The 11,393-nt window shown below is 71.7% G+C and carries 13 protein-coding genes; 8 read left to right on the top strand and 5 right to left on the bottom strand.

The window, feature by feature from the left end:
* Positions 1-150 precede the first annotated feature (150 nt).
* The 3 genes from ACFHYO_RS09205 (at position 151) to ACFHYO_RS09215 (ending at position 2,714) form a co-directional block, all read left to right on the top strand.
* A complete protein-coding gene (locus ACFHYO_RS09205; protein ID WP_394319905.1) occupies positions 151-1,191 on the top strand; it encodes an ABC transporter substrate-binding protein in 1,041 nt (346 codons plus the stop codon).
* 205 nt (positions 1,192-1,396) lie between these two features.
* Complete coding sequence (locus ACFHYO_RS09210; protein ID WP_168782687.1) at positions 1,397-2,113, top strand: ABC transporter permease; 717 nt, start codon at positions 1,397-1,399, stop codon at positions 2,111-2,113.
* Positions 2,103-2,714 carry an ATP-binding cassette domain-containing protein gene (locus tag ACFHYO_RS09215; RefSeq protein WP_394319907.1) on the top strand — a complete coding sequence of 204 codons (612 nt, stop codon included), beginning with the start codon at positions 2,103-2,105 and terminating at the stop codon, positions 2,712-2,714. The genes ACFHYO_RS09210 and ACFHYO_RS09215 overlap by 11 nt, the downstream gene beginning before the upstream one ends.
* On the opposite strand, the gene ACFHYO_RS09220 is transcribed toward ACFHYO_RS09215, so the two are convergent.
* Positions 2,695-2,940, bottom strand: a complete 246-nt coding sequence (locus ACFHYO_RS09220) for a hypothetical protein (RefSeq protein WP_394319909.1) — start codon at positions 2,938-2,940, stop codon at positions 2,695-2,697. The two genes, ACFHYO_RS09215 and ACFHYO_RS09220, sit on opposite strands and share 20 nt — an antisense overlap.
* A 101-nt stretch (positions 2,941-3,041) precedes the next feature.
* Here ACFHYO_RS09220 and ACFHYO_RS09225 point away from each other — a divergent pair, with 101 nt between their 5' ends.
* Positions 3,042-3,929, top strand: a complete 888-nt coding sequence (locus ACFHYO_RS09225) for a LysR substrate-binding domain-containing protein (protein WP_211096346.1) — start codon at positions 3,042-3,044, stop codon at positions 3,927-3,929.
* A 33-nt stretch (positions 3,930-3,962) separates the two neighbouring features.
* Here the strand turns inward: ACFHYO_RS09225 and ACFHYO_RS09230 are convergent, their stop codons facing one another.
* Positions 3,963-4,757 carry a 3-hydroxybutyrate dehydrogenase gene (locus ACFHYO_RS09230; protein ID WP_394319911.1) on the bottom strand — a complete coding sequence of 265 codons (795 nt, stop codon included), beginning with the start codon at positions 4,755-4,757 and terminating at the stop codon, positions 3,963-3,965.
* Between the two features lie 68 nt (positions 4,758-4,825).
* Positions 4,826-5,743 carry a LysR substrate-binding domain-containing protein gene (locus ACFHYO_RS09235; protein WP_394319913.1) on the bottom strand — a complete coding sequence of 306 codons (918 nt, stop codon included), beginning with the start codon at positions 5,741-5,743 and terminating at the stop codon, positions 4,826-4,828.
* 90 nt (positions 5,744-5,833) lie between these two features.
* Between ACFHYO_RS09235 and ACFHYO_RS09240 the strand changes: the two genes are divergently transcribed.
* Genes ACFHYO_RS09240 through ACFHYO_RS09255 form a run of 4 tightly spaced genes read left to right on the top strand, consistent with a single transcriptional unit; the run spans position 5,834 to position 9,969 of the window.
* Positions 5,834-6,673: an HTD2 family dehydratase gene (locus ACFHYO_RS09240; RefSeq protein ID WP_394319915.1), complete on the top strand. Its 840-nt coding sequence runs from the start codon at positions 5,834-5,836 to the stop codon at positions 6,671-6,673.
* Complete coding sequence (locus tag ACFHYO_RS09245; RefSeq protein ID WP_394319917.1) at positions 6,670-7,836, top strand: acyl-CoA dehydrogenase family protein; 1,167 nt, start codon at positions 6,670-6,672, stop codon at positions 7,834-7,836. Before ACFHYO_RS09240 ends, ACFHYO_RS09245 begins: the two co-directional genes overlap by 4 nt.
* 13 nt (positions 7,837-7,849) lie before the next feature.
* Positions 7,850-8,965, top strand: coding sequence for a CaiB/BaiF CoA transferase family protein (locus ACFHYO_RS09250; RefSeq protein WP_394319919.1), 1,116 nt, complete (start codon positions 7,850-7,852; stop codon positions 8,963-8,965).
* Positions 8,962-9,969 carry a TRAP transporter substrate-binding protein gene (locus tag ACFHYO_RS09255; RefSeq protein ID WP_394319921.1) on the top strand — a complete coding sequence of 336 codons (1,008 nt, stop codon included), beginning with the start codon at positions 8,962-8,964 and terminating at the stop codon, positions 9,967-9,969. The genes ACFHYO_RS09250 and ACFHYO_RS09255 overlap by 4 nt, the downstream gene beginning before the upstream one ends.
* A 73-nt stretch (positions 9,970-10,042) precedes the next feature.
* Here ACFHYO_RS09255 and ACFHYO_RS09260 read toward each other — a convergent pair whose 3' ends face one another.
* Together ACFHYO_RS09260 and ACFHYO_RS09265 are read right to left on the bottom strand one after the other, a co-directional pair.
* Positions 10,043-11,203, bottom strand: coding sequence for an OpgC domain-containing protein (locus tag ACFHYO_RS09260; protein WP_394319923.1), 1,161 nt, complete (start codon positions 11,201-11,203; stop codon positions 10,043-10,045).
* On the bottom strand, positions 11,200-11,393 hold a 194-nt coding region (locus ACFHYO_RS09265), incomplete at its 5' end, for a hypothetical protein (RefSeq protein ID WP_394319925.1). The genes ACFHYO_RS09260 and ACFHYO_RS09265, both read right to left, overlap by 4 nt.

Consider the following 11,393-nt stretch of genomic DNA (forward strand, 5'->3'; position numbering starts at 1 on the left):
CAAGGCTTTGCCGCGCCCCCGACTGCCGAACCTTCCCGGCCCGGCCGGGTGCTTTCGCCGGCGCGCGGCGGCTTTGGTCGGATTGCCTGTCCCCGTCGCGCGTGCCAGCCTTCCGCCGACATCTGCACCCACCCGCGCGAGGTTTCGCCCATGATCCCGATCCGCCACCCCATCCGCCACCTCGCCCGGGCGGCGCTGGCCACGCTGGCGCTGGCCCTGCCCGCCGCGGCCCAGACGGCCGCCCCGGCTGCGGCCCCCACCGCTGTCCCTGCCGCCGAGCAGCCGGTGCTGAAGGTCGGGACGCTCGAGAACGGGACCGTCAGCTGGGAGCTCGAGACGATCAAGGCGCGCGGGCTCGACACCGCCAACGGCTTCAAGCTGGAAACCCTGCCGCTGGCCGGCAACCCCGCGACGCAGGTGGCAATGCAGGGGGGCGAGGTGGACAGCATCGTCTCGGACCTGCTGTGGGTCGCCCAGCAGCGCGGAGCGGGGTCGGATTTCGTGTTCCTGCCCTACTCGACCTCGGTCGGCGGGCTGATGGTCGCCAAGGACAGCCCAGTCCAGACGCTCGCCGATCTCAAGGGCAAGCAGGTCGGGATCGCCGGCGGGCCGGTGGACAAGAGCTGGCTGATCCTGCGCGCGTGGTCGATGCGGCCCGGCAGCCCGACGGGCGGCGAGGACATCGGCAAGGCGACCACCCAGGTGTTCGGCGCCCCGCCGATGATCATGAACGCGCTCGAGACCGGAGAGGTCGCGGCGGCGCTGAACTTCTGGCATTTTCAGGCCAAGATGATGGCGGGCGGGGCGCGCCAGATCCTCGACGTGAACGACGCGGCGAAGGATCTCGGGCTCGACCCGGCGACCCCGCTGCTCGGCTACGTGCTGCGCGAAAGCTGGATCAAGGACCACCCCGACGCGGCGAAGGGGCTGGCCAAGGCGTCGGCCGAGGCCAAACGCATCCTCACCACCGACGATGCGGCGTGGGAGGCGCTGCGCCCGATCATGAACGCCAAGGACGACGCCCAGTTCGCGGCGCTGCGCGACGGCTGGCGGGCGGGGATCCCCAAGTCGCAGAAGGTGGATGCGGCGGCCGCGCAGAAGATGTTCGGCGTCATGGCCGAGCTGGGCGGCGACGAGCTGACCGGCGGCCTCAAGGAGCTGCCGGCGGGTCTGTTCTGGTCGGGTGAGTAAACCCGCCGCCGCCCTGACGCCCCCGCCCGGCGGGGGCCCTGTGCCTCAGGATGCCCCGCCCCCCGGCGGGGCTGTCGCGGTTGATGCGACCGGTCCGGCCGTTGCAGCGGTTGTTCCAACCACCGCTCCGCATGGGGGCGGGCGATCCGCCACCCCCCGCACGCGACGCTGGCCCGGCTTCGTCCCCGGCCTCGTCTCGCTCGCCTTGCTGCTCGCCGTCTGGGGCATCGCCGCGGCGCTGGGCGACGATCCGCAACGGCTGCCGTCCCCGGCGCTGGTGCTGACCCGGCTGGTCGAGCTGGCCGCCTCGGGCGAGCTGTGGCTGCATCTCGGCATGACGCTGGGCCGCGTCGGCGCCGCCTTCGCCGCGGCGATGCTGATCGGCGGGGCGCTCGGGCTGTGGATGGGGCGGGTGCCGGCGGCGGACCGCTGGCTCAACCCCTCGCTGCTCGTGCTGCTCAACATCCCGGCGCTGGTGGTGATCGTCCTCTGCTACATCTGGATCGGCCTGAACGAGACCGCCGCGGTCCTCGCCGTCGCCCTGAACAAGATCCCGGTCGTCGCGGTGCTGCTGCGCGAGCAGGCGCGGGCGCTGCGCCCGGACCTCGACGACATGGGGCGGGTGTTCGGCATGGGGCCGGTGGCCCGGCTGCGCCACATCGTCCTGCCGCAGCTCGCCCCCGCCATCGCCGCCGCCGCCCGCTCGGGCGTCGCGCTGATCTGGAAGATCGTGCTGGTGGTCGAGTTCCTCGGCCGCTCGAACGGCGTCGGCTTCAAGATCCACCTCGCCTTTTCCAACTTCGACGTGCCGCGGCTGCTGGCCTGGTCGCTCGCCTTCGTCGCGGTGATGCTGGCGCTCGACCTCATGGTGCTGCGCCCGTGGCAGGCCCGCGCCAACCGGTGGAGGGACGATGCGGCTTGAGATCGACGGCCGCGCCTTCGGCGAACGGCAGGTGCTGGGGCGGGTCTCGCTCAGCCTCGGGCGGGGCGAGCGGGTGGCGCTGCTCGGCCCGTCGGGGATCGGCAAGACCACGCTGATGCGGATCGTCGCCGGGCTGGACCGGGGCTTTCAGGGCCGCCGCGAGGTGCCCGAGCGGCTGGCGATGGTGTTTCAGGAACCGACCCTGCTGCCCTGGCGCAGCGCCGCCGCGAACCTGACCCTGCCGACGGGGGCGAGTGCGGCCGAGGCCGCGCGCCTCATGGCCGCGGTGGGGCTCGCCGGGCGCGAGGCGGCCTATCCGCGGCAGCTCTCGCTCGGCCAGCAGCGGCGGCTCGCCTTGGCGCGGGCCTTTGCCGCGCGGCCGGACATTCTGCTGATGGACGAGCCCTTCGCCTCGCTCGATGCCGAGACCGCGGGGCGGATGCTCGACCTGACCGACCGGCTGCTGGGCGACAGCGGGCCGGGGCTGATGCTGGTCACCCACGATCCCGCCCATGCCGCGCGGCTGGGCGCGCGGGCGCTGACCCTCTCGGGCGCGCCTGCGACGCTGGCCGCGGCGCCCGTCACCAGTGCCAGCCGCTGAGGGTGCTGTCGGGGCGCCCGTAGCTGACGAACACCCGCCCGCCGTTCTCGTGCCGGGCGAGCGGCAGCCCGCCGTCGAAGCCCACATCCGCGCGCAGGTCGGCGGGAAGTTCGGCCAGAGTCTCGCGGCAGGCGGTCCGGGCCCGCCAGTGGCTCACGCGTGCCGCCCAGTCGGACAGCCGCCATCCGCGCACGGCCGGGGCCGCGCCGCAATCGATCGTGCTCATGGTTTTGTTCCTTCAAGCAAGGCTTGATGCCTGTCCCGAAGATGCTAGCTTTCGCCGCGCAATACCAACGAAACGCCGGGATGGGGGCATAAGCCGGGCTGATGGACGAGTTGCCGCCTCTGGCCGCCATCCGGGTCTTTGACGCGGTCGCGCGGCGGATGTCGTTCACCGCCGCCGCGGGCGATCTGGGGATGACCCAGGCCGGCGTCAGCTACCAGATCCGCCTGCTCGAGGATCGGCTGGGGGCGGCGCTCTTCCTGCGCAAGCCGCGCGGGATCGAGCTCACCGCGCTGGGCGCGCGGCTGGCGCGGCCCACGCACGAGGCGTTCGATACCCTGCGCGGCGCCTTCGGCCCGCAGAGCGAGACCGAGACGCTGTCGATCTCGGCCCTGCCGACGATGGCGGGGAACTGGCTCTCGCAGCGGCTGGGGCGGTTCCAGATCGAGAACCCGGGGCTGGCCGTCCGGCTCGACAGCTCGGCCCACCTAGTCGATTTCGCGCGCGAGGACATGGACGTGGCGATCCGCTGCGGGGCGGGCGACTGGCCCGGCCTGATCGCGCACCGCCTGTTCGAGGTGGATTTCGCCCCCATGCTGTCGCCGGCGATGGCTGCGGCGCACGGGCCCTTCACCGATCCCGCCCAGATCATGCCGCTGCCCTGGGTCAGCCCGCGCGACCCGACCTGGGACCTGTGGCTCGCCGCCGCGGGGATCGAGCGGAACTGCGAACCCTGCGCCGCGCGTACCGCGCTCGAGCTGAACGTGCAGCTGCACGAGGCCCGCGCGGCGATGGCGGGCGAGGGGGTGGCGCTGCTCACCCCGCGTTTCTTCCGCTTCGAGCTGGCGACCGGGGCGCTGGTCCAGCCGTTCGAGACGCTGGGCACCAACGGCCGGGCGTATTTTCTCGTCTATCCCCCGGCGCGGCGCAACCGCCCGGCGATCCGCGCCCTGCGCCGGTTCCTGATGGCCGAGGTCGCCGCGGACGCCTGACGCCCGCGCCGCGGACGCCCGCGGCGGGGCGGCCTACATCGCCGTCCAGCCGCCATCGACCGAGATCGTGGTCCCGGTGATCTGCGCCGCCGCGTCCGAACACAGGAACACCGCCGTGCCGCCCATCTGCTCGACGGTGGCGAACTCGCCCGAGGGCTGGCGCGACAGCATGACCTTGGCGATCACGTCTTCGCGGCTCATCTTGTGGGTCTTCATCTGGTCGGGAATCTGCGCCTCGACGATCGGGGTCAGCACGTAGCCCGGGCAGATGGCGTTGCAGGTGATGCCCTCGCCCGCGGTCTCGAGCGCGGTGACCTTGGTCAGTCCGACGATCCCGTGCTTGGCCGCCACATAGGCGGATTTGTAGGGCGAGGCGGTCAGCCCGTGCGCCGAGGCGATGTTGACGACCCGCCCCCAGCCCTTGTCCCGCATCAGCGGCAGCGCCGCGGCGGTGGTGTGGAACGCCGACGACAGGTTGATCGCGAGGATCGCGTCCCATTTCTCGGTCGGAAACTCGGGGATCGGGGCGACGTGCTGGATGCCCGCGTTGTTCACCAGGATGTCGCAGCCGCCGAGCTTCTGGGCCGCCTGCGTCACCAGCGCCCGGCAGTCGTCGGGCTTGCTCATGTCGGCGGCCAGATAGATCACCTCGACCCCGTGCTTCCGGGCGAGATCGCGGGCCATCGTGTGATCCTCGTCCCGGTCGGTGAAGCTGTTGATGGCGAGCTTCGCGCCCGCCGCGGCCAGCGCCTCGGCCACGCCCAGACCGATGCCGCTGTTCGACCCGGTGACGACGGCGACCTTGCCCGCCAGACTCTTCTCGACCATGACCCGCGCTCCCTGATGCTGCGGGTGCAGAATATGCCGATGCGGGGCAGAGTAAAGCGCGGGTCCGGTCAGCCGCCGTCGGCGCGTTCGACGCCGCCCGCGCGCATCGCCATCAGCGCCTCGACCAGTGCGCGGGCCGGGCGGGGCAGGGGGCTGCCCGCGCGCCAGACCACGCAGCGGTCGCGCAGCGCCCAGTCCTCGGTCAGCCCCACGAGCGCGATCCGCATCGTCTGCGCGTGCCGGCGCCCGGCCGACTCGGGGACGACGCCGATCCCGACCCCGCCCTCGACCATCCGGCACATCGCCTCGAAGCTGCGGACCTTGACCCTGAGCGCCCGGTCATAGCCGTGCCGCGCCATCAGCCCGCGCAGGAACGCGAGCAGGGTCGAGCCCTCGTGCAGGCCGATATGGGCAAAGCCCAGCGTCTCGGCAAAGCCGACCGGCCCGGCGGCGGCGAGCGGGTGGCCCAGCGGCGCCGCCAGCACCAGCCGGTCGGTCGAGAACACCGCCCGTTCCAGCCCCGACCAGTCGAGGTCGCCCGAGACGATCCCAAGGTCCGCGGCGCCGTCGCGCACCCCGCCCAGGATGTCGTCGGTCAGCCGCTCCTGCAGGTCCACCGTGACCCGCGGGCGGGTGACGAGGAAGCGCGCCAGCACCTCGGGCATGAACTCGGTCACCGCGGTGGTGTTGGCCAGCACCCGCAGGTGCCCCGCCTCGGCTGCGCCCTCGCCGGCGAGCTCGTCGCGCATCGCCTCGACCTGGCGCAGCACGATGCGGGCGTGGCGCAGCATCACCGTCCCCGCCTCGGTCAGGGTGACGCCGCGGTTGCCGCGCACCAGCAGCGGCTGCGGCAGCCCCGCCTCGAGCGCCCGGATGCGGGCCGAGGCGGCGGGCGGCGACAGGAACGCGGCGCGCGCACCTTGGGTGAGGTTGCCGGCCTCGGCCACCGCCACGAACAGCCGCAGGTCGTCCAGATCGACGCGCATCCCGTATTCCACCAAGCCGAACGCGAGCTTAGTTAAATGCGAATTGGCCGAACGCGCAACCCCTGCCATAACCGGGGGCGGAGGCACCTGATGACCCGACTGACCGACTGGATCGGCCGCACCGAGACGGCGACCGAGACCCTGCGCCCGTTCCCCGCCGACGCGCTGGCCGCGACGCTCGACCGCGACGAGAGTTACCCCGAGGGCGCGGCGCTGCCCGATCTGTGGCACTGGCTCTATTTCCTGCCGCTGCACCGGCTGTCCGAGAGCGGCCGCGACGGCCACGCCGCGCGGGGCGGGTTCCTGCCCCCGGTGCCTTTGCCGCGGCGGATGTGGGCGGGCTCGCGCTTCCGCTTTCACGCGCCGCTGCGCGTGGGGGCGCAGGCGACGAAACGCTCCACCATCCTCAAGGTCGAGGAAAAGCAGGGGCGCAGCGGGCCGCTGTGCTTCGTGACCGTGGGGCATGAGCTGATCGACGGCGACACGCTGTGCATCGCCGAGGAACACGACATCGTCTACCGTGAGGATCCCGCCCCCGGCGCCCCCGCGCCCGCGCCGCAGCCCGCGCCCGAGGGGTCCGCGTTCCACCGCGTCATCTCCCCCGACCCGGTGCTGCTGTTCCGCTATTCGGCGCTGACCTTCAACGGCCACCGCATCCACTATGACCAGCCCTACGCCACCGGCGTCGAGGGCTACCCCGGCCTCGTCGTCCACGGCCCGCTGCTGGCGACGCTGCTGATGGACCTGCTGCGGCGTCAGGACATGGGCCGGGTCACGGGCTTCGCCTTCCGGGCGCTCGCCACCATCACCGACACCGCCGATTTCGCGGTCCACGGCGCGCGCCAGCCGGACGGATCGGTGCGCCTGTGGGCGCGCCGGGCCGACGGGGCGCTGGCCATGGACGCCACCGCCACGCTGGAGAGCCCATGACCGCCCCCTCGCCGCACGACCCCTATCAGGACATCCGCGACGGCGTCCGCGCGCTCTGCGCCGAGTTCCCGGCCGACTACCACCGCCGCATCGACGCCGAACGCGGCTACCCCGAGGCGTTCGTCGACGCCCTCACCCGCGCCGGTTGGATGGCGGCGCTGATCCCCGAGGCCTACGGCGGCGCCGGGCTGGGCCTCGCCGAGGCCAGCGTCATCATGGAGGAGATCAACCGCGCCGGCGGCAACTCGGGCGCCTGCCACGGGCAGATGTACAACATGACCACGCTGGTCCGGCATGGCTCCGAGGACCAGCGCCAGCGCTATCTGCCGCGCATCGCGTCGGGCGAGCTGCGGTTGCAGTCGATGGGGGTGACCGAACCCACCACCGGCACGGACACGACCAAGATCCGCACCACCGCCGTCCGCCGGGGCGACCGCTACGTGATCAACGGCCAGAAGGTCTGGATCAGCCGGGTCCAGCACTCGGACCTGATGATCCTGCTGGCGCGGACGACTCCGCTGGCCGAGGTGACGAAGAAATCCGAGGGGATGTCGATCTTCCTCGTCGACATCGCCGAGGCGATGGCGGGCGGGATGGAGGTCAAGCCGATCGCCAACATGGTCAACCACGAGACCAACGAGCTGTTCTTCGACAACCTCGAGATCCCGGTCGAGAACCTGATCGGCGAGGAGGGCAAGGGCTTCAAGTACATCCTCACCGGGCTGAACGCCGAGCGCACGCTGATCGCCGCCGAATGCATCGGCGACGGCTACTGGTTCACCGACAAGGTGGTGGCCTACGCCAAGGAGCGGACGGTCTTCGGCCGCCCCATCGGCCAGAACCAGGGCGTCCAGTTCCCCATCGCCGAAGCCTATATCGAGATCGAGGCCGCCAACCTCATGCGTTGGGAGGCCTGCCGGCTCTACGACGCGGGCCAGCCCTGCGGGGCGCAGGCGAACATGGCCAAGTACCTCGCCGCCAAGGCGAGCTGGGAGGCTGCGAACGCCTGCATCCAGTTCCACGGCGGCTTCGGCTTCGCCGACGAATACGACGTCGAGCGCAAGTTCCGCGAGACGCGGCTTTATCAGGTGGCGCCGATCTCGACCAACCTGATCCTCAGCCACATCGCCGAGCACGTGCTCGGCCTGCCCCGGTCTTTCTGATGGGGGGCTTCTGATGCGGGTGCTCGAGGGGCTGACCGTGGTGGCGGTCGAGCAGGCGGTGGCCGCGCCCTTCGCCACCGCGCGGCTCGCCGACGCGGGCGCGCGGGTGATCAAGATCGAGCGCCCCGAGGGCGACTTTGCCCGCGGTTACGACGACGCGGCGAATGGCCTGTCGAGCTATTTCGTCTGGCTCAACCGCGGCAAGGAATCGGTGGCGCTGGACCTGACCTCGGACGCGGGCAAGGCGGCGCTGACGCAGCTCATCGACGGGGCGGATGTGCTGGTGCAGAACCTCAAGCCCGGCGCGCTGGCGCGGCTGGGGTTTTCGCCCGAGCGGCTGGCGCGGGACTGGCCGCGGCTCATCACCTGCTCGATCTCGGGCTACGGCGAGGACGGGCCGATGGCCGCGCGCAAGGCCTATGACCTGCTCATCCAGGCGGAATCGGGGCTGTCCTCGATCACCGGCGGGCCGGACGGCCCGGCGCGGGTGGGCGTCTCGATCGTGGACATCGCCACGGGGGCCACGGCCCACGCGGCGATCCTCGAGGCGCTGATCGGGCGCGGGATCACCGGGCGCGGGACGGCGATCTCGGTCTCGATGTTCGACGTGATGGCGGACTGGCTGACCGTGCCGCTGATGAACCACGAGGCCGGGCGCAGCCCGCAGCGGCTGGGCCTCGCCCACCCCTCCATCGCGCCCTACGGGGTGTTCACCACCGCCGACGGGGTGGCGATCCTCATGTCGATCCAGTCCGACCGCGAGTTCGCGAGCCTCGCCCGCGGCTTTCTGGACGACCCCGCCATGGCCGCCGACCCGCGCTTTGCCACCAACGTCGCCCGCGTCCGCCACCGCGCCGAGACCGACGCCGCCGTCGCCGCCGCCTTCGCCCGCCGCACGGGGGCCGAGGCGGTCGCGGCGCTCACCGCCGCCGACGTGGCCTTTGCCGCGGTGAACGACATGGCGGGGCTTGCGGCCCACCCGCAACTGCGCCGCATCACCGTGGAAACACCCGTGGGCCCGGTCCGCTATCCGGCCCCCGCCGCCCGCTTCGCCGGCGCGGACCGCCGGTATGGCCCGGTCCCCGGACTGCCTCAAACATCCGAAAAATCAGGGAGGATAAACGGATGACACTGACCACACTGACCCGCCGCGCGCTGATCGCCGCCGGCGCCGCCGCGCTGGCGCTGACCGGCCTGCCGGCGCTCGCGCAAGAGCCGATCGTCATCAAGTTCAGCCATGTCGTCGCCCCGAACACCCCCAAGGGCAAGGGCGCCGAGAAGTTCAAGGAGCTGGCCGAGCAATACACCAACGGGCGGGTGAAGGTTGAAATCTACCCCAACAGCCAGCTCTACAAGGACAAGGAAGAGCTCGAGGCGCTGCAGCTCGGCTCGGTCCAGATGCTTGCGCCGTCGCTGGCCAAGTTCGGGCCGCTGGGGGTGAGTGCCTTCGAGGTCTTCGACCTGCCCTACATCTTCAAGGACACCGCCGCGCTGCGGAAGGTGACCGAGGGCGAGGTGGGCGAGAAGATGCTGGCGCTGCTTGAGCCCAAAGGGATCAAGGGCCTCGCCTACTGGGACAACGGCTTCAAGATCATGACCGCGAACCGGCCGATGATCATGCCCGACGACTTCCTGGGGCTGAAGATGCGCATCCAGTCGTCCAAGGTGCTCGAGGCGCAGTTCGCGGCGCTGGGCGCGGTGCCGCAGGTGATGGCGTTCTCGGAGGTCTATCAGGCCATGCAGACGGGCGTCGTGGACGGGTCCGAGAACACGCCCTCGAACGTCTATACGCAGAAGATGCACGAGGTGCAGAAGCACGCCACGCACTCGAACCACGGCTACATCGGCTACGCGGTGATCGTGAACAAGGCGTTCTGGGACGGGCTGCCCGAGGATATCCGGGCCGAGCTGGACAAGGCGATGGATGAGGCCACGACCTACGCCAACGGCGTGTCCGAGGCCGACAACGCCGCCGCCCTTCAGGCGATCCGCGATGCCGGGACGACCGAGATCCACGAGCAGACCGAGGAAGAGCGCGCCGCCTGGGTCGAGGCGCTGCAGCCGGTCTATCAGCAGATGGAAAGCCGGATCGGCAAGGACACCATCGACATGGTCCGCGCCGCCGCGGAGTAACGGCGCTTGACCCGGATCGAACCGGACGGCCCGCCGCGGTGAGTGGCGGGCCGATCTTTTATATCGAGCCGCGTCAGCATCGGGGTGGCGACCGCAGTTGCCCAAGGTCCAGCCGGCTCCCGGTTGCCGCCTTGATCGGCGCCCGCTGCGGGTGGTTCAGCCACACCTCGGCCACCAGCCACAGCGCCGCGATCACCCACAGGTCGACGGCCGCGCGGTGGGCGGTGCCCGCCCCGCTCAGGTTGCTGCCGAGCGCATCGCCCACGACCGACAGCAGCACGCAGGCGATGAAGGACACGAGCCCGCCGCGCCCGATCGTTGCCAGCGCCCGTCCCGGGGCGCTCGCCGCGATCCACGCCATCAGCGGCGCGAGCGGCACGGCGACCAGCCAGCTCGCCGCCATGATCGCGGTGTAGCGCACGAGGTCGAGCGACCATTTGTCCACCACCCCCACCGCGTGCCACATCGCGTCGGCCAGCCGCTTGCCCTCGGGGCCGAAGCGCCACAGCACCGCCATGCCGAGGCTGTAGAGGGTGACCGCCGCGGCCAGCGCTGTCAGCACCCCCGCGTGGCGGCGCAGGATCGGCATCAAGCGGTGGCGGAACGCCCCCATCGCCACGCCGCTGAAGAACAGCATCTGCCAGGCGAAGGGGTTGAAGAGCAGGCCGTTCCCCTCGCGCTGGTTCGGCAGCAGGGCGTTGAGCGGCCCGGCCACCATCCACAGCGCCACCGACCCCGCCGCAAAGGCCAGCGGCCAGCGCAAGAGCAGCGGCACGACCGCCGGCGCGGCGGCCAGCAGCACCACATACAGCGCCAGCACGTCGAGCAGGTTGGGCTGCATCCACATCACCGCCAGCGCGGTGACATAGGCGAGCGGCAGCTCGACGATCCAGCGGGCATACTCGGACCAGATCGCCGTGTGCCCGAGGTCCAGCGCAAAGAGCCCGCGCGAGGTGAGCGCCAGCGCCACGCCCCCCGCAACCAGCGCGAGCCACACCTGCCCGGCGCGGCGCAGGAACCGCCACTGCGCGGCGCGGCGGCCCGACTGCGCCTCGACCTTGATCCACACCAGCCCGACGAGGAACCCCGAGAGCAGCACGAACAGCTCGGCCGCGTCGTAGATGGCGAAGTTGGTCAGCGTGAACTGCCGCGCCCATCCGGCGGGGATGTGGTTCAGCATGATGCACACCAGCGCGTAACCGCGCAGGGCGTCGAGCGTCGCGTTGCGTCTCATCGCGGCAGCGCGGCCCAGCGTTCGAGCAGGGCGGGGTCCGACAGCAGCGCCGCGCGCTCGGCGCGGTCGAGGAACGACAGCGCCTCGGACTGGCTGGCGGCGGCGTCGATCTTGGCGGCGGCGGCGATGGCCGGCAGGCGCTCGGCCGCGGGGCGCGCGGGCAGCTGCGGCAGCAGCGCGGCGTGGCGGG

Origin of the sequence: Paracoccus panacisoli (assembly GCF_042435015.1) — a bacterium.
GTDB lineage: Bacteria > Pseudomonadota > Alphaproteobacteria > Rhodobacterales > Rhodobacteraceae > Paracoccus > Paracoccus panacisoli.